Annotated in this window: 17 protein-coding genes; 10 read left to right on the top strand and 7 right to left on the bottom strand. The window is 72.2% G+C overall.

From position 1 onward, the window contains the following. Positions 1–22: 22 nt before the first annotated feature. From AB0K07_RS15010 to AB0K07_RS15040, 7 genes are read right to left on the bottom strand one after another with little or no spacing between them, the layout of a single operon-like run. Positions 23–853 carry an IclR family transcriptional regulator gene (locus AB0K07_RS15010; RefSeq protein ID WP_363755286.1) on the bottom strand — a complete coding sequence of 277 codons (831 nt, stop codon included), beginning with the start codon at positions 851–853 and terminating at the stop codon, positions 23–25. 15 nt (positions 854–868) lie between these two features. Further along, positions 869–2,329 carry a benzaldehyde dehydrogenase gene (locus tag AB0K07_RS15015; protein ID WP_363755288.1) on the bottom strand — a complete coding sequence of 487 codons (1,461 nt, stop codon included), beginning with the start codon at positions 2,327–2,329 and terminating at the stop codon, positions 869–871. A 40-nt stretch (positions 2,330–2,369) separates the two neighbouring features. Then, positions 2,370–3,968 (bottom strand): thiamine pyrophosphate-dependent enzyme, encoded by a 1,599-nt coding sequence (locus AB0K07_RS15020; protein ID WP_363755290.1) that lies wholly within the window; start codon positions 3,966–3,968, stop codon positions 2,370–2,372. Beyond that, entirely contained in the window at positions 3,965–4,804 is an 840-nt protein-coding gene (locus tag AB0K07_RS15025) for an ABC transporter ATP-binding protein (RefSeq protein WP_363755292.1), read from the bottom strand. Before AB0K07_RS15025 ends, AB0K07_RS15020 begins: the two co-directional genes overlap by 4 nt. Further along, the gene (locus AB0K07_RS15030; RefSeq protein ID WP_363755294.1) at positions 4,801–5,595 is read right to left on the bottom strand and encodes an ABC transporter permease; all 795 of its coding nucleotides are present in this window, start codon (positions 5,593–5,595) and stop codon (positions 4,801–4,803) included. Before AB0K07_RS15030 ends, AB0K07_RS15025 begins: the two co-directional genes overlap by 4 nt. Beyond that, positions 5,592–6,422 (bottom strand): ABC transporter permease subunit, encoded by an 831-nt coding sequence (locus AB0K07_RS15035; RefSeq protein ID WP_363755296.1) that lies wholly within the window; start codon positions 6,420–6,422, stop codon positions 5,592–5,594. The genes AB0K07_RS15030 and AB0K07_RS15035 overlap by 4 nt, the downstream gene beginning before the upstream one ends. Continuing rightward, the gene (locus AB0K07_RS15040; RefSeq protein WP_363755298.1) at positions 6,419–7,384 is read right to left on the bottom strand and encodes an ABC transporter substrate-binding protein; all 966 of its coding nucleotides are present in this window, start codon (positions 7,382–7,384) and stop codon (positions 6,419–6,421) included. The genes AB0K07_RS15035 and AB0K07_RS15040 overlap by 4 nt, the downstream gene beginning before the upstream one ends. 313 nt (positions 7,385–7,697) lie before the next feature. On the opposite strand from AB0K07_RS15040, the gene AB0K07_RS15045 reads away from it, so the two are divergent. The 10 genes from AB0K07_RS15045 to AB0K07_RS15090 all read left to right on the top strand — a co-directional run bounded on the left by AB0K07_RS15045 (position 7,698) and on the right by AB0K07_RS15090 (position 15,824). Beyond that, positions 7,698–8,516 (top strand): CoA-transferase, encoded by an 819-nt coding sequence (locus tag AB0K07_RS15045; protein ID WP_363755300.1) that lies wholly within the window; start codon positions 7,698–7,700, stop codon positions 8,514–8,516. Continuing rightward, on the top strand, positions 8,513–9,277 hold the full coding sequence (locus AB0K07_RS15050) for a CoA-transferase (protein WP_363755302.1): 765 nt from the start codon (positions 8,513–8,515) through the stop codon (positions 9,275–9,277). The genes AB0K07_RS15045 and AB0K07_RS15050 overlap by 4 nt, the downstream gene beginning before the upstream one ends. Next, entirely contained in the window at positions 9,274–10,455 is a 1,182-nt protein-coding gene (locus tag AB0K07_RS15055) for an acetyl-CoA C-acyltransferase (protein WP_363755304.1), read from the top strand. Before AB0K07_RS15050 ends, AB0K07_RS15055 begins: the two co-directional genes overlap by 4 nt. 12 nt (positions 10,456–10,467) lie before the next feature. Continuing rightward, the gene (pcaH, locus tag AB0K07_RS15060) at positions 10,468–11,220 is read left to right on the top strand and encodes a protocatechuate 3,4-dioxygenase subunit beta (protein WP_363755306.1); all 753 of its coding nucleotides are present in this window, start codon (positions 10,468–10,470) and stop codon (positions 11,218–11,220) included. Then, a complete protein-coding gene (gene pcaG / locus AB0K07_RS15065; RefSeq protein WP_363755308.1) occupies positions 11,213–11,785 on the top strand; it encodes a protocatechuate 3,4-dioxygenase subunit alpha in 573 nt (190 codons plus the stop codon). The genes pcaH and pcaG overlap by 8 nt, the downstream gene beginning before the upstream one ends. Continuing rightward, positions 11,760–13,100: a 3-carboxy-cis,cis-muconate cycloisomerase gene (pcaB, locus tag AB0K07_RS15070; RefSeq protein ID WP_363755310.1), complete on the top strand. Its 1,341-nt coding sequence runs from the start codon at positions 11,760–11,762 to the stop codon at positions 13,098–13,100. Before pcaG ends, pcaB begins: the two co-directional genes overlap by 26 nt. After that, a complete protein-coding gene (gene pcaD / locus AB0K07_RS15075) occupies positions 13,097–13,873 on the top strand; it encodes a 3-oxoadipate enol-lactonase (protein WP_363755312.1) in 777 nt (258 codons plus the stop codon). Before pcaB ends, pcaD begins: the two co-directional genes overlap by 4 nt. Beyond that, positions 13,870–14,250 carry a 4-carboxymuconolactone decarboxylase gene (pcaC, locus tag AB0K07_RS15080; protein ID WP_363755314.1) on the top strand — a complete coding sequence of 127 codons (381 nt, stop codon included), beginning with the start codon at positions 13,870–13,872 and terminating at the stop codon, positions 14,248–14,250. Before pcaD ends, pcaC begins: the two co-directional genes overlap by 4 nt. After that, complete coding sequence (locus AB0K07_RS15085) at positions 14,247–15,032, top strand: IclR family transcriptional regulator (RefSeq protein ID WP_363755316.1); 786 nt, start codon at positions 14,247–14,249, stop codon at positions 15,030–15,032. The genes pcaC and AB0K07_RS15085 overlap by 4 nt, the downstream gene beginning before the upstream one ends. Positions 15,033–15,224: 192 nt before the next feature. Then, a complete protein-coding gene (locus AB0K07_RS15090) occupies positions 15,225–15,824 on the top strand; it encodes a TraR/DksA C4-type zinc finger protein (protein WP_363755318.1) in 600 nt (199 codons plus the stop codon). Positions 15,825–15,907: the final 83 nt, after the last annotated feature.

Consider the following 15,907-nt stretch of genomic DNA (forward strand, 5'->3'; position numbering starts at 1 on the left):
GGCGCCCGCTCGTCCGCCACCCTCATGCGCTTGAGTGGCCGTTCGGCCGGCGTCGCACCGCGATGCCGTGCTGCAACGTCGGGTACGGGTCGTCAGCCGTTTCCGCCAGCCGGGCGGCCACCCGCTCGGCGGCCGCCCGCAGGGTCGGTGCCAACCGCTCCGGAACGGCGCCGAGGCTGTGCCCGACGACGCCGATCGACGCCACCGCCGTGCCGTCCCCATCGAGTACCGGAACGGCCACCGAACAGGAGCCGAGGGTCATCTCCTCACTTGTGCGCGCCCAGCCCCGGGCGCGCACAACGGCCAGCTCTCCGGCCAACCGGCCGGGCTCGGTGACCGTGTACGGCGTGCAGCGGGTCAGCGGCCGGCGCAGGTGCGCCGCCACGAAGGCGGGTGGGGCGAAGGCGAGCAGCGCCTTGCCCACCCCGGTGGCGTGCAGCGGCAACCGGCCCCCGACCCGCGAGATGATCGGCACTGCGCGGTGCCCGGTCACCTTCTCCACGTAGAGCGCCTCGTCGCCGTCGCGGACCGCCAAGTGCACGTTCTCTCGTACTGCCGTGTGCAGGTCCTGCAGAAACGGCAGCGCGACCTCCCGTAGCCGGGTATGCAGTGGTGAGAGCAATCCGGCCTCCCAGAGCCGGACGCCGATCCGGTACGCGCCGTCCGCGTCACGGGTCAACGCCCGCCAGGCGACCAGCTCGCCGACCAGGCGGTGCGCCGTGGCGAGCGGCAGCCCGGCCCTGCGGGCGAGGTCGCTGAGGGTGAGCGCCGGATGGGCCACGTCGAACGCGCCGAGGATGGCGAGCACCCGGGCCGTCACCGACGTGCCCGGGGCCCGTATTCCGCCCGCCACGGTGGTCTCCCTCGGTCAGAACGGGTATCGGGTGATGTCGCCCTGCACGGTGAGCCACTGGGTCTCGGTGAACGCCTCCACGTTCGCCGCCGCCCCGCCGAAGCGGGAGCCAGTGCCGGAGGCGCCCACCCCGCCGAACGGCGCCACGGCCTCGTCACCGACGGTCTGGTCGTTGATGTGCACGATGCCGCTCGGGATGCGATCGGCCAGCGCCATCGCCCGCATCACGTCGCCACTGAGGATGCCGAGGGACAGCCCGTACTCGGTGTTCCGCGCCAGTGCCACCGCTTCCTCCGGGTCGGCGAAGGTGATCACCGGGGCGACCGGTCCGAAGACCTCCTGCTCGTATGCCGGGGTGGTGGCGGTGACGTCGGCGAGCACGGTCGGGCGGTAGAACAAACCGTCGTAGCTGCCGCCAGCGGCCAGTCGCGCACCGGCGTCGACACTGGCCCGCACCAGGTTATGGATCTTGTCCCGTTGCCGCTCGTCGATGATCGGGCCGAGCGCCACCTGTTCCTTGGCCGGGTCGCCGACCGGCAGCCGGTCGGCCTTCTCGGCGAGCGCGGCGACGTACCGGTCGGCCAGGCTCTCGTGCACCAGGTGCCGCCCGGTCGTCATGCAGATCTGCCCCTGATGCAGGAACGAGCCCCAGGCGCCGGCGGAGACGGCCAGGTCCAGGTCCGCGTCAGCGAGCACGATGAGCGCGGAGTTGCCGCCGAGTTCCAGATGCGCTCGCTTGAGGTGCCGGGCCGCGGCTTCGCCGACCTTGCGCCCCGCCGCCGTGGAGCCGGTGAAGCTGACCACCCGTACGTGCCGGTCGGCGACCAGCGCCTCCCCGGTCTCCACTCCGCCCGGTAGCACGTGCAGCAGTCCCTCGGGGAGGCCCGCCTCCGCGAAGATCCGGGCGATGGCGAGCCCGCCGGCGACCGCCGTGCGCAGGTCCGGTTTGAGCACCACCGCGTTGCCCAGGGCCAGTGCCGGCGCGACGGAGCGGATCGCCAGGACGAGTGGGAAATTGAACGGGGCGATGACGCCGACCACGCCGACCGGCAGCCGGCGGGCGAGGCTCAGCCGGGGCTGCGCGCTGGGGATGATCTCGCCCAGCGGGCGCGAGGCGAGCGCGGCGGCCTCGTAGCACTCCTGCGCCGCGGTGTCGGTCTCGACGCCGGCCTTTGGCGGGATCGACCCGGCCTCGCGTACCAGCCAGTCGCCGACCTCGGCGGCGTGCTGCTCCCACAGCTGTCCGGCCCGGCGCAGCACCGCCGCCCGTTCCGGATAGCCAGTGGCGGCCCAGGCGCGCTGCGCCTCGGAGGCCCGGGCGCAGGCCCGGGCCACGTCGTCGGCGTTCGCGACGCCGACGACGCCGATCTCCTCGCGGGTCGCGGGGGAGCGCACGGCCGCCGTCCCGCCGGTTGGCTCTGTCCAGCCGTCGCTGTAGAGCATGCCGTGCCACATGCCGGTGTCGAGCAGGGCCATGGTGGTCTCCTCGAAGGGGGTTGGTGGAGTGCGTCAGCGGTCAGGGTTCGAAGTGCGTGTCGACGTGAACCGGCACGTCGAGCAAGAGCGGGTCGGTGCGCTCGGCGAGCGTCGGAACCACCTCGTCGAGGACGGTCAGAAGCTCGGCGTGGTCGCTCACCCGGCGCGCCGGGCAGCCGAGGGCCCGCGCCAGACCGGACACCGAGACGTCCTCGAAGGCGGGCCAGGGCGCTTTCCCGCCGACCTTGTCGGCGAGCCGGTCCATGACGGCGTACCGGCCGTTGGAGAGGACGACGAACAACGCGCCACAGCCGTAGCGGGCGGCGCTCCACAGCCCCTGGATGCCGTAGAGCGAGGAGCCATCGCCGAGCACCGCGACGACCGGCCGGGTCGGGTCGCCCGTCCGCAGCCCGGCCGCCGCGGGCAGCGCGAACCCGAGGCCGCCCATGGCCGCGCTGACAAAGCCGCGCGGCTGCCGGGCGGGCAGCAGCCGGTGCAGGTCCGGTCGTGACGACGGGGTCTCCTCGACCACGACCACGTCCCGGGGCAGCCGTTCGGCCAGTGCGGCGAAGACGTGCGCGGCCCGCATGGGCTCTCCATCCGCCGGCGGTGCGACGGCCTCGGTGCGTGGCACCAGCGTCGGTGCCGACCGGGCGGTCAGCTGCTCGGCGACCGCGCGGCAGAGCGTCGCCGGGTCAGCGAGCACAGCCAGCTCCGCCTGACTGTGGTGCAGCTCGTCGGGGTCCGCCGAGACCACCGCGACGGTGAGGCCCTCCGGCACCAGGGGACCGGGCTCGTACGGGTACTGCCGGAACGCGCCAGTGCCGACGACGAGGGCCACATCGTGCGCGGCCAGCACCGCGCGCAGCCGGGACCGTCCGGCGGGCAGGTGGCCGGCGAAGGACGGATGGTCCTGCGGGAAGCCGGCGCGGGCGCCGAAGGCCTCCTGCCACACCGGCGCGCGGAGCCGCTCGACCAGTGCGACCAGGGCGTCCCAGGTGCCGCGGTGGTCGGCGCCGGCGCCGACCACCACCACCGGCTTCGCCGCCTGGTTCAGCAGCCGGGCCAGCTGCCGGGCGGCCGGGCCCGCCGCCGGTTCGGCACGCAGCACGGTCGCCGGCGCGGCCAGCCCGAGCGCCGGGTCCACCCGGGCCAGCCAGTCATCCATCGGCACGACGACGACGGCTGGTCCGCTGTGCTGTATGGCCTCGTGCCATGCGCGTTGGATCGCCGCCGGCACGTCCTGGGCGAGCACCGGCTGGTTGACCCATACCGGGTACGTCCCGGCCAGGCCTTCCAACCGACCGGCGAGGAACGGCTCCAGCGCCAGGTGGCGGCGGTCCTGCTGACCGACGACCACGACCAGGGGCGCCCGGTTGACCCGGGCGGTGGCCAGCGCGCCGACCGCGTTGCCGAGACCGGCGGCGGTGTGCAGGTTGACGAACGCGGGCCGGCCCGTGGCGATGGCGTGCCCGGTGGCCATGCCGACCACCGATCCCTCGTGCAGGGCCAGGACGAACTCCAGGTCGTCCGGCAGGTCCGCGAGGAACGCGATCTCCGTCGAGCCGGGATTGGCGAAGATGCGGTGCATCCCGTACCGGCGCAGGACGGCGAGGGTCGCCGCGCGTACCGTCGTCATGGGTGATCCCCCCCGGCGTGGTGCTTCTTGGCCCGCTGGATCTGCGCGAACACCTGCCCCCGCAGCTCCGCGAAGCGGGCCGAGGAACGGGTGGTGAGCTGGTCGCGCTCATCGGGCAGGTCGATGGCGATGTCATCGAGCACCACGGTCGGCGAGGCGGAGAGCACCAGCACCCGCTGGCCCAGGTAGACGGCCTCGTCAATGTCGTGGGTGACGAACAGCGTGGTCACTCCGAGCCGGTGCCACAGGGACCGGACCAGGTCCTCCAGGTCCGCGCGGGTCTGCGCGTCGACGGCGGCGAACGGCTCGTCCATCAGCAGGATGTGCGGCTCGTACGCGATCGCCCGGGCAATGGCAACCCGTTGCTGCATACCGCCGGAGAGCTGCCACGGGTACGCGGACTGCACATCGCCGAGACCGACCGCGTCCAGCGCCTCGTGGACCAGCTCGGCCCGGCGCGCCTTGGGCAGCTTCTTCTGCTTCAGTGGCAGCTCCACGTTCCTGCGGACGCTCATCCAGGGGAATAGGCTGCGCCCGTACTCCTGGAAGACCACTGCCATGCCCGGGGACGGGCCATCGACGGCGGTACCCTCCAGCACCACCTCACCGCCGGTCGGGGCCAGCAGGCCGGCGATGCACTTGAGCAGGGTGGTCTTGCCGGCCCCGGACGGGCCGACCACGCAGACGAGTTCACCTCGTGCGACCGCGAACGTCAGGTCCCGGACGGCCTCGACGGACCGGCCGTGGCCCTCGTACACCTTGCGCACACCGCGGACGTCGAGCAGTACCTCGATGCGGGTGTCGGTCTGGGTCTGGGTCTGGCTCATGATGCTCATCGACTCCCACCTCGCTGCGCCTGCCGCAGGCCGAAATACCAGTTGAGGGCGCGCCGCTCGAACAGCCGCATCAGCGTGGCGAGCAGGAAACCGAGCAGCCCGAGCAGCAGGATGCCGGTCCACATCTCGGTCACCGCGAACGTCCGTTGGAATTGGATGATGCTGAACCCGAGCCCGTTGCTGGCGGCGAACATCTCGCTGATGACCATGAGGATGATCCCGATCGAGAGGCCCTGCCGAAGCCCGGCCACGATCTGCGGGCTGGCCGACCGGATGACCAGATGCCAGAGTCGGGACGGGCCGTGCACGCCGTAGCATCGGGCGGTCTCCACCAGCACCTCGTCGACGGCGCGCACCCCTTCGACGGTGTTGAGCAGGATCGGCCAGACACAGCCGGAGACGATCACCAGCACCTTCATCGTGTCGCCGATGCCGGCGACGAGCATCAGCACCGGCACCAGCACCGGTGGAGGGATCGCCCGGAGGAACTCCAGCACCGGCTCGCAGAACGCCCGCAGCCGGCGGGACGAGCCGATCGCGACGCCGAGTGCGACGCCGATGACCACGGCCAGGAGGAAGCCGCCGAAGAGACGCAGCACGCTGGGCAGCACGTCCACGCTCAGCCGGTCCGAGTGCAGCCACACGTCGTCGACGGCTGCGAGGATCTCCGACAGCGGCGGTAGGTAATAGCTCTCGCTGTCGGCGGTGAGCATCCACCAGAGGGCGAGCAGGACGGCCGGCAGCGCGAGTGCCGCCAGGATCGCGCGGGTGACGCGGCGGGCGATTCTCATGCCGCCACCTCCCGGCGCAGCGACGAATGCCAGGACAGCAACCGGCGCTCCAGCCACCGGGCCAGGACGTTGACCACCACGCCGAGCAGGCCGGTGACGATGACCAGCGCGTACATCCGGGCGACCGCGCCGCCGGACTGCGCCACTCCGATCTCGTTACCCAGTCCCGGAGCGCCGATGATGAGCTCCGCGGTGATGGCGAGGATGAGTGCCACGGCCGCGGCGAGCCGGACGCCGGTGAGGACGTACGGCAGCGCGGTCGGCCAGGTCACGTGCCGGATCCGGGCCCAGCGGTTCAACCCGAAGGTGCGGGCGGTCTCCTGGGCGACCGGGTCGACGTCCTGCACGCCGTAGAGCACCTGAAGCAACACCTGCCAGAACGCGGCGTAGACGACCAGCAGGAGCACGGAGCGCAGCTCGCTGCCGAAGACCAGGACGGCGAGCGGGATGAGCGCCACCGACGGGATGGGCCGGAGGAACTCGATCGTCGACGCGGTGAACTCCCGCAGCACGGGGATGGTGCCGATGACGAATCCGGCGGCGATGCCGGCGGCGACCGCGATGGCGAGGCCGAGGAACCAACCCTGGACGGTGTCGACGATCGCGGTCCAGAAACCGGCCTCGCCGGTGAGTTCCGCCAGCGCGACGCCGATGCGGCTCAACGGTGGCAGGTAGTCCGGCGAGACGAGGCCGCTGCGGGGGATCACCTCCAGCAGCGCGAGGAAGGTGGCGAAACCCAGCACCCCCAGCAGCGTGGTGCCGCGGGCCGCCCGGCTCGCCGCGCCGGCCCGGGACGCCCGGGCCGGCGCCGTGAGGGTGGATGTCACGGGAGCAGCTCCGCGATGTCGACCTTTTCCTTGATCAGCCCGTCGCTGAGCATCAGGTCCGCGAGGGTCTGGACGGACTCCCGGTTGATCTGACCGGACCAGGCCGGCAGCGTCATCCTCGCGCCGACAGCCGGGTCGATCTTCGCGTACGTGGGCAGTACCGCCCGCGCCTCCTCCGGGTGCTGCTGCGCGTACGCCAGGGACTTCTCGATGGCCGCGGTGAAGCGCTTGGTCACGTCGGCCTTCTGCTGGGCTGTCTTCTGGCTGGTGAAGTAGGCGGCGATGGTCAGGTTCGGAGCGGTGTCGACGAAGTTCGAGGCGATCACCTTGGCGCCCTGGTCCTGGGCGATGGTGAAGAACGGCTCGACGATCCACGCGGCGTCGACCCGCTTGGCGGCGACCGCCGCGGGCATCTCCGGGAAGGGCAGCTCGACGAACTTCACGGTGGACGGGTCCCCACCGGCCTTGCGGATCGAGGCGCGCACGGTGGTGTCACCGATGTTCTTGAGGTTGTTGACGGCGACCGTCTTGCCGGCGAGCTGGTCCGCGCTGGCGATCGGGCTGCCCTTGGGGACCACGATCCCGCCGAAGTCCTTACCCTGCTGCCCGGTCGACGAGTTGCCTTCGGCGATCACCTTGAGCGGCAGGTTCTCGGAGCGGGCGACGATGAGCGAGACCAGGTTGCCGAAGGCGAAGTCGAACTCGCCGCTGACCACCCCCGGGACCGCGGCCGCGCCGCCGGTCGTGTTGACGACCTCGACGTCGAGACCCTGTTCGCTGAAGAAGCCCTTCTGAATGCCCAGATGAAGCGGAGCCACGTCGACGATGGGGATCGCACCGACCTTGATCTTGGTGGTGCCGCCCGCCTGCCCGCCGGCTTCGTCGGCGTCGGAGGAGCCACAGGCGGTGGTGACTGTGAGCAGTGCTGCGGCGGTTATGGCGCTGATGACTAGACGGCGCATGCAGGTACTCCCGCGTCCGGTGGTCCCGGGAGGGACCGGGGGTGTGGTGGGCCTCCATGCCGGAGAAGCCCCCGGGGGTGTCACATCCTGTTCGCTTACCGAACGGCTGTTCTCATATAGAACGTTGGCACGTGGCCTGGCTCACGTCAACGGGTCGCCGCAACATTTCTGCAACGCGCCGGACGCCGGGTTGCCGCCCGTCCGTTGCTCGTTGACGGATGCCATCGCCGGGCATTACGTTCGTGATAAGTACGGCAGTCCGCATAGCGAACAGCGCGCGGTCCATAGTGATTCGCAGAAGGCGGGGAGGCTCATGGCGAAGCTCGTCTCGCTGGCCGAAGGCGTGGCGGACCTGGTCCGCGACGGCGATGTGGTGGCCCTGGAAGGGTTCACCCACCTCATCCCGTTCGCCGCCGGGCACGAGATCATCCGTCAGGGACGGCGGGACCTCACCCTCGTCCGCATGACACCCGACATCATCTACGACCAGCTCATCGGAGCTGGCTGCGCGCGCCGCCTGGTCTTCTCCTGGGGCGGCAACCCGGGGGTGGGTTCGCTGCACCGCTTCCGCGACGCGGTGCAGAACGCCTGGCCGGCGCCACTGGAGCTGGAGGAACACAGCCACGCCGGCATGGCGAACCGGTACGTGGCCGGAGCGTCCGGGCTGCCGTTCGCCGTGCTGCGCGGCTACACCGGCACCGACCTGCCCCGGCACACCACCAACATCCGGACCATCGCCTGCCCTTTCACCGGCGAGGTGCTCACCGCGGTCCCCGCCCTACGACCCGACGTGACGGTCGTGCACGCACAGCGCGCCGACCGGACCGGCAACGTGCAGATGTGGGGCATCACCGGGGTGCAGAAGGAGGCCGTGCTCGCCGCACGCCGGTCCCTGGTCACCGTCGAGGAGGTCGTCGACGAGCTGGTCCCGGTACCCGGCCAGGTGGTCCTGCCCGGCTGGGCGGTCACGGCGGTGGCCGAGGTGCCCGACGGCGCACACCCCTCCTACGCCCACGGCTACTCCGTGCGCGACAACGACTTCTACGTGGCCTGGGACGCGATCAGCCGGGACCGCGACACCTTCCAGGACTGGTTGCGACGGCAGGTGCTGACGTCGGAGGCGATGGTATGAGCGATCAGTACACCGCCGACGAGATGATGACGGTGGCGGCGGCCCGGCAGTTGCGCGACGGCACTGCCTGCTTCGTCGGGATCGGACTGCCCAGCACCGCGGCCAATCTGGCGCGGGCGACCCACGCTCCGAACCTCGTGCTCATCTACGAGTCGGGCTGTCTGGGCGCGAAGCCCGACCGTCTCCCGCTCTCGATCGGAGACGGGGTGCTCGCCGACACCGCGGACGCCGTGGTCTCGGTGCCCGAGGTGTTCAACTACTGGCTCCAACCCGGTCGGATCGACGTCGGGTTCCTCGGCGCCGCGCAGCTCGACCGGTACGGCAACATCAACACCACGGTCATCGGTGGCGACTACGCCGATCCGAAGGTGCGCCTGCCCGGCGCCGGCGGCGCACCGGAGATCGCCGCCTCGTGTGGGGAGGTGGTGGTCATCGTCCGGCAGAACCTGCGGACGTTCACCGAACGGGTCGACTTCGTCACCTCCGTCGGCTACGGCACCGGGCCCGGCGACCGGCAGCGCCTCGGCCTGCGCGGTGGCGGCCCCCGCATCGTCATCACCGACCTCGGCATCCTGGAACCGCACCCGGACACCTGCGCGCTGACCCTGACCCGCCTGCACCCCGGTGTCACGGTCGAGCAGGCCCGGGCTGCCACCGGCTGGGATCTCGCCGTCGCGGACCGCCCCAGCACGAACGAGCCACCCACGACGGACGAACTCGCCGTGCTCCGCGCCCTGGAAGCGACGAAGGGAACCCGATGAGCCGCGAGGTCTACGTCCTCGACGCGGTCCGCACCCCGATCGGACGCTACGGCGGCGGCCTGGCCGGCGTACGCCCCGACGACCTCGCGGCTCACGTGCTGCGGGAGATCCTCCGGCGCAGCCCCGGGCTCGACCCGGCCCGTATCGACGACGTGCTGTTCGGCGACGCCAACGGCGCCGGTGAGGACAACCGGAACGTGGCCCGGATGGCCATCCTGCTGGCCGGCCTGCCACCATCGGTGCCGGGAGCCACGGTCAACCGGCTCTGCGGCTCGGGCCTGGAGGCGGTGATCGGCGCGTCCCGCGCGATCGCCCTCGGTGACGCCTCGATCTGCCTCGCCGGCGGCGTCGAGTCGATGAGCCGCGCGCCCTGGATCCTCGCCAAGCCCGAGCAGGGCTACCCGCGCGGGCACGAGACACTGCACTCGTCCACCCTGGGCTGGCGTCTGATCAACCCCCGGATGCCGCCGGAGTGGACGGTCGCGCTCGGCGAGGGCGCCGAGATCCTCGCCGAACGGTACAAGATCAACCGAGAGGACCAGGACGCCTTCGCGCTGCGCAGCCACCAGCTGGCCGCTCTAGCCTGGGACCGCGGCGCGTACGCCGACGAGGTCAGCCCGGTGCCCGAGAGCGAGGTGGGCCGGGACGAGAGCATCCGACCCAGCACCAGCGCCGAGGCGCTGGCCCGCCTCAAGCCGGTCTTCCGTCCCGACGGGACGGTGACCGCCGGCAACGCCTCGCCGCTCAACGACGGCGCGAGCGCCCTGCTGCTCTCCGACCGGGCCGGCGCCGACGCGGTCGGCCGGGAGCCGCTGGCCCGGATCGTCTCCCGGGCGGCCACCGCGGTCGAGCCGCACCTGTTCGGCATCGGCCCGGTGGCCGCCGCCGAGGAGGCGCTGCGCCGGGCCGGACTCGCCTGGGCGGACCTCGACGTGGTCGAACTCAACGAGGCGTACGCCGCGCAGTCGCTCGCCTGCCTGGCGGAATGGCCCGACCTCGACCCGGCCATCGTCAACCCTCAGGGCGGCGCCATCGCCCTCGGGCACCCACTCGGCTCGTCCGGGTCCCGAATCCTCGGCTCGCTCGCCTGGCAGCTGCACCGCCGGGGCGGCGGACGAGGGCTCGCCGCCATCTGTATCGGCGTCGGCCAGGGGCTGGCCGTCGTGCTGGAAGCCTGACGGGAGAGGCTGATGACCCAGGAGACCGCCCATCCGATCGGTAGCGAACTGAGGCTGCCGCAGTACCGGCGCGACGACATCGACGCGCACCCGCCGCTGCTCAGCCCGGGGTACGGTTCGACCGTGCTGCGCGCCCCACAACGGCCGTTGATCTACCTGCCGCAGCGGCTGACCGAGGTCACCGGGCCGTTGCTGGGGGAGGGGAGGATCGGCGAGCTCGACCACGACCTCACCCGCCAGCACGGCGCGGAGCCGCAGGGGCAGCGGATCATCGTGCACGGCCGGGTGCTGGACGGCGACGGCAGGCCGGTGCCGCACACCCTCGTGGAGATCTGGCAGGCGAACGCAGCCGGCCGCTACCGCCATGTGATCGACACCTGGCCGGCGCCGCTCGACCCCCACTTCGAGGGGGTGGGGCGGGCGCTCACCGACGAGCACGGCCACTACCGCTTCGTCACCATCCAGCCCGGCGCCTATCCATGGAGGAATCACGACAACGCGTGGCGGCCCGCGCACATCCACTTCTCGCTCTTCGGCCGGGCCTTCGTCCAGCGGCTGGTCACACAGATGTACTTCCCCGGGGACCCGCTCTTCTTCCAGGATCCGATCTTCAACTCGGTCCGTGACCCAAAGGCCCGCGAGCGCATGGTCGCCCGGTACGACCATGCCGCCACCGAACCGTCCTGGGCGCTGGCCTACGAGTTCGACATCGTGCTGCGAGGCCAGGAGGGCACCCCCTTCGAGGACGGGGACGACCATGAGTGAACGACTCGGCGTGACGCCGGCCCAGACCGTCGGGCCCTACCTGCACATCGGTCTCCGCTGGCCCGACGGCCCGGACGTGGTGCCCGAGGGCACGCCCGGAGCGTTCTGGATCCGTGGCCGGATCGTCGACGGCGCCGGTACGCCCGTGGTCGACGCGCTGCTGGAGAGCTGGCAGGCCGACCCGGACGGTCGGTTCGACCACCCCGACGACCCCCGCGGCGCCCAACCCTCCACCGTCCCCGGCTATCGCGGCTTCGGGCGCAGTGAAACCGACGCGGCGGGGCAGTACGCGCTCCGCACCGTCCGGCCGGGACCGCTGCCCGCCCCGAACGGCGAGACCGAGGCGCCTCACCTCACCCTCTCCGTCTTCGCGCGGGGCCTGCTGCATCGCGTCGTGACCCGGCTCTACTTCCCCGACGAGCCCGCCGCGAACGCCGAAGACCCGGTGCTGCGCAGCGTCGACGCGGACCGCCGGGACACGCTGCTGGCCACCCCGGCGCCGGACGGCTTCCGCTTCGACATCCGCTTGCAGGGAGAGCATGAAACCGTCTTCTTCGCCGTCTGACCGACTACTCGGCGGGCTCTCCGGCGCCGCGGACGTCGACGCTGAACTCGGCGACACCTCGCTGCTGCAGGCAATGCTGGACGTGGAAGCCGCGCTCGCCCGCGCCGGAGCGGAGTGCGGCCTGCTGCCCCGTGCGACGGCGGAGGCGATCGCCGGGCAGTGCCGCGCCGAGCAGTACGACCCGGCCGCGCTCGGCCGGGCAGCCGACGCCGCCGGCAACCCGGTGGTGCCGTTGGTACGCGCGCTGACCGCCGCGGTCAGCGGCTCGGCCCGGCCGTGGGTGCACCACGGGGCCACCAGCCAGGACGTGCTCGACACCGCCCTGGTCCTGATGGCGGTCCGGGCCGCCGCACCACTGCTGCGCCACCTCGCCGACGCCGCCGACGCCGCAGCCGGCCTCGCCGACACCCACCGGGACACCCTGCAGCTCGCCCGTACCCTCGGCCAGCAGGCCGCACCCACCACCTTCGGGCTCACCGCGGCGGGCTGGCTACTCGGCCTGGTGCAGGCGCGAGCCCGCCTGGAACACGTCTGCGCCACACTGCCCGCACAGCTCGGCGGCGCGGTCGGCACCCTGGCGGCGCTCGGCCCGGCCGGCCCGGCTGTGGCCGAGCGGTTCGCCGCGCACCTGGGCCTGGTCGCGCCGCCGATGCCGTGGCACACCCGCCGTCAGCCACTGCTCGACCTGGCCGCCGCGCTCGGCGGGCTCGTCGCGGCCACCGGCACCGTCGCCGTCGACGTCGGGCTTCTCGCTCAGACGGAGGTGGGCGAGGTCGCCGAAGGCGGTGCCGGGCGCGGTGGATCGTCCGCCATGCCGCACAAGCGCAACCCCATCGACTCCATTCTGGTCACCGCAGCCGCGCGGCGCGCCCCGGGCCTGATCGCCACCCTGTTCACCGCGGCCGTGCAGGAGCACCAGCGCGCCACCGGCGGTTGGCACGCCGAGTGGGAGCCTCTGCTCGACCTGCTGCACCTCGCCGGCGGGGCGGCCGCACGCGCCGCCCGGATGCTGGCCGGACTGCAGGTCGACGCCGACCGGATGCGGGCCAACGTGGACGGTGCCGGGGGCCTGATCCTCGCAGAGGCCGTCGCCGCCCGGCTGGCCCCGGCCCTCGGCCGCGGCACCGCGCACGACCTGGTCACCCGCGCCACCGCCCAGCCGGACTTCCGCGCGGCGCTGCTCGCCGACCCCGCCGTGCGCGCACACCTCAGCGAACAGGAGGTGGACGAGGCGCTCGACCCACGCCGCTGGCTCGGGTCGGCTGACCGGTTCGTCGACCGGGCCCTGGCATCGCACCGCGGGTCGACGGAATGACCTCCCGGCTGCACGCAACCGTGGACGGCCCGCCAGACGCTCCTGTGCTCCTGCTCGGCAGCTCTCTGGGCACCACCGCGGCCATGTGGCAGCGACAGGTCCCGCAGCTCGCCGAACGGTTCCGCGTCGTCCGGTACGACCATCTCGGGCACGGCCGCTCGGCGGCGCCACCCGGGCCGTACACGATCGAGCAGCTCGGCCGGGAGTTGCTGGCGCTGATGGATGACCTCCGCGTGTCGCGTGCGCACCACGCCGGGCTCTCCCTCGGCGGCATGGTCGCGATGTGGGTCGCCGCGCGCGCGCCCGAGCGGGTCGACCGGCTGGCGCTGCTCTGCACGTCCGCGTCGCTCGGCCCGGCCGACATGTGGCGGGACCGGGCGGCGACCGTACGGGCCGCCGGCCTGGAGGTGATCGCCGACGCGGTGGTGGCCCGCTGGTTCACCCCGGCCCTCGCCGCCACCCGCCCCGAGGTGGTCGCCGCGCATCGGGCCATGCTGACCGCCATACCCGCGACCGGCTACGCGGCCTGCTGCGAGGCGATCGCCGCGATGGACCTGCGCGACGAGCTGTCCAGGGTCCGGGCCTCGACCCTGGTCGTCGCCGGGGCGGACGATCCAGCGACGCCCGTCCGGCACGCCCGGGCAATCGTCGAGCGGATCCCCGACGCGCGGCTCGCGGTACTGGACCAGGCCGCGCACCTGGCCAACGTCGAGCAGCCCGAGCAGGTGTCTCGGCTGCTGTCGGAACACTTCGAGCAGGTGGTGAGCGAATGAACGACCACGAGCGCCGGGAGGCCGGCATGACGGTCCGTCGGGAGGTTCTCGGCGACGAGCACGTCGACCGGGCGGTCGCCGGCACCGACGAGTTCACCTCGGACTTCCAGGACCTCATCACCCGCTACGCGTGGGGAGAGATCTGGACCCGGCCCGGCCTGGACCGGCGGACCCGCAGCTGCATCACCCTCGCCATTCTCGCCACCCTGCACCACGACGAGGAGTTGGCGATGCACGTCCGGGCGGCACGGCGTAACGGTCTGACTCCGGAGGAGGTCGCTGAGGTCCTGCTCCAGGTCGGCATCTACGCTGGCGTACCAGCGGCAAACCGGGCATTCAAGGTGGCCCAACAGACCCTGCGGCAGGAGGCCACGTGACCGAGGAGGCGACGCGAACCCCTGAGTTCGTCCAGTCGCTGGAGCGCGGGCTCGCCGTCATCCGCGCGTTCGACGTCGAGCACCCGCAGCTCACGCTCAGCGAAGTGGCCCGACTGACTGGCCTGACCAGGGCCGCCGCGCGTCGGTTCCTGCTCACCCTGGTCGAGTTGGGTTACGTGCACACCGACGGCCGGCTCTTCTCGCTGCGGCCGCGGATCCTCGACCTCGGCTATGCGTACCTGTCGAGCCTGAGCCTGCCGGAGGTCGCCCAGCCGCACATGGAGGCGCTGGTCGCGCAGGTCCACGAGTCCTGTTCGGTGTCGGTGCTCGACGGCGACGAGGTCGTCTACGTCGCCCGCGTCCCGACCAAAAGGATCATGACGGTCGGGATCAGCGTCGGCACCAGGTTTCCGGCGTACGCCACGTCGATGGGACGGGTGCTACTCGCTGCCCAACCGGCGGACTGGCTGGACGACTACCTCGCCAAGGCGGAGCTGCGCCCACTGACGCGGCGTACCGTCACCGATCCGGCGAAACTGCGCGCCCTGCTGGTGAAGATCGCCGCCCAGGGGTACGCGATCGTTGACCAGGAGCTGGAAGAGGGGCTGCGGTCGCTGGCCGCGCCGATTCGTGGCGAGCACGGGTCGGTGGTCGCGGCGGTGAACGTCTCCGCCCACGCCAGCCGTGGGTCGTCCGAGGTGATCCGCCGGGAGTTGCTTCCGCCGCTGCTGGCAGCCGCGAAGCGCATCGAGGAGGACCTGCGAGCCGGCCTGACCCGGTGAACGCCACGCCGATCCAGACCCGTCCATCTGCCGGAAGCACCTCATTGCCCTGATTTCCGGTGGGGGCGACGGTATCCCCACCTCCACCGGAAGGACGGGAGAGGTCCGCGGGCAGGGGAGGCAGATCGTGGCCGGAGTGAGGTCGCAGCGCGGGCGTTGGCTTCAGGGCAGCCGTCGACCTATGGTGGGGGCATGCCGCCGGTGACGTTCCGCTCGCCTGCCGTCACCGAGGTGGCGGCACCCGGCGCTGTCCGCGTGACGACGGCGGCGCGGCTGATGGCCGGGATGCGGGTGCCGGTTGTCCGCGCGCCGCACATCGCGCCCACCCACCGGCTGTCCAGCCCGGCGCGAACCGGTCGAGGCCCTCCCGCGGAATCGTTGCATCCCAGCACGACCGCCCAGGGCGAAGCTATTCGAGCTTCGGCCCTTTTTCTTTTTCCCGTCCCTTTTGAAAGGTGGACCATGAGCGTCGATCATCGTGCTGTCGATCAGAGTTGGCTGGCTGATCTGCGAGCGTCCCTGGCGGACGACTTCGCCACACAGACGGCTCGGCTGCGGGAACTGACCGAGCTCAACGCGGACACCGGCGACCCCAGCGAGGCCCATCACCAGGCCGCGCTGCTGGCGGCCACCCGCCGCAACATCGAGCAGATCACCGGTGCGCTGAACCGGATCAGCGACGGCACCTACGGTGCCTGCGAGAAGTGCCGCCAGACCATCCCGGCCGAGCGGCTCGAGGTTCTCCCGCACGCTCGCTTCTGCGTGCCGTGCCAGGAGAAGCACACCAGGTGATGCCCGTGGCTGCCGTGGGGGGGCGGGGGGGGGGCCCCCGCCCCCCCCCCCCCCCCCCGCGCCCAGGAAGAGCTCCCCCCGCC

Source organism: Micromonospora sp. NPDC049301, assembly GCF_040678715.1.
In the GTDB taxonomy this organism is placed as follows: domain Bacteria; phylum Actinomycetota; class Actinomycetes; order Mycobacteriales; family Micromonosporaceae; genus Micromonospora.

What these genes read in the sequence shown, in the direction of transcription:
- AB0K07_RS15015 (WP_363755288.1), bottom strand. Translation starts at nt 2,329, where the DNA reads ATGGCCCTGCTCGACACCGGCATGTGGCACGGCATGCTCTACAGCGAC.
- AB0K07_RS15020 (WP_363755290.1), bottom strand. Translation starts at nt 3,968, where the DNA reads ATGACGACGGTACGCGCGGCGACCCTCGCCGTCCTGCGCCGGTACGGG.
- AB0K07_RS15025 (WP_363755292.1), bottom strand. Translation starts at nt 4,804, where the DNA reads ATGAGCATCATGAGCCAGACCCAGACCCAGACCGACACCCGCATCGAG.
- AB0K07_RS15030 (WP_363755294.1), bottom strand. Translation starts at nt 5,595, where the DNA reads ATGAGAATCGCCCGCCGCGTCACCCGCGCGATCCTGGCGGCACTCGCG.
- AB0K07_RS15040 (WP_363755298.1), bottom strand. Translation starts at nt 7,384, where the DNA reads ATGCGCCGTCTAGTCATCAGCGCCATAACCGCCGCAGCACTGCTCACA.
- AB0K07_RS15045 (WP_363755300.1), top strand. Translation starts at nt 7,698, where the DNA reads ATGGCGAAGCTCGTCTCGCTGGCCGAAGGCGTGGCGGACCTGGTCCGC.
- AB0K07_RS15050 (WP_363755302.1), top strand. Translation starts at nt 8,513, where the DNA reads ATGAGCGATCAGTACACCGCCGACGAGATGATGACGGTGGCGGCGGCC.
- AB0K07_RS15055 (WP_363755304.1), top strand. Translation starts at nt 9,274, where the DNA reads ATGAGCCGCGAGGTCTACGTCCTCGACGCGGTCCGCACCCCGATCGGA.
- pcaH (WP_363755306.1), top strand. Translation starts at nt 10,468, where the DNA reads ATGACCCAGGAGACCGCCCATCCGATCGGTAGCGAACTGAGGCTGCCG.
- pcaG (WP_363755308.1), top strand. Translation starts at nt 11,213, where the DNA reads ATGAGTGAACGACTCGGCGTGACGCCGGCCCAGACCGTCGGGCCCTAC.
- pcaB (WP_363755310.1), top strand. Translation starts at nt 11,760, where the DNA reads ATGAAACCGTCTTCTTCGCCGTCTGACCGACTACTCGGCGGGCTCTCC.
- pcaD (WP_363755312.1), top strand. Translation starts at nt 13,097, where the DNA reads ATGACCTCCCGGCTGCACGCAACCGTGGACGGCCCGCCAGACGCTCCT.
- pcaC (WP_363755314.1), top strand. Translation starts at nt 13,870, where the DNA reads ATGAACGACCACGAGCGCCGGGAGGCCGGCATGACGGTCCGTCGGGAG.
- AB0K07_RS15090 (WP_363755318.1), top strand. Translation starts at nt 15,225, where the DNA reads ATGCCGCCGGTGACGTTCCGCTCGCCTGCCGTCACCGAGGTGGCGGCA.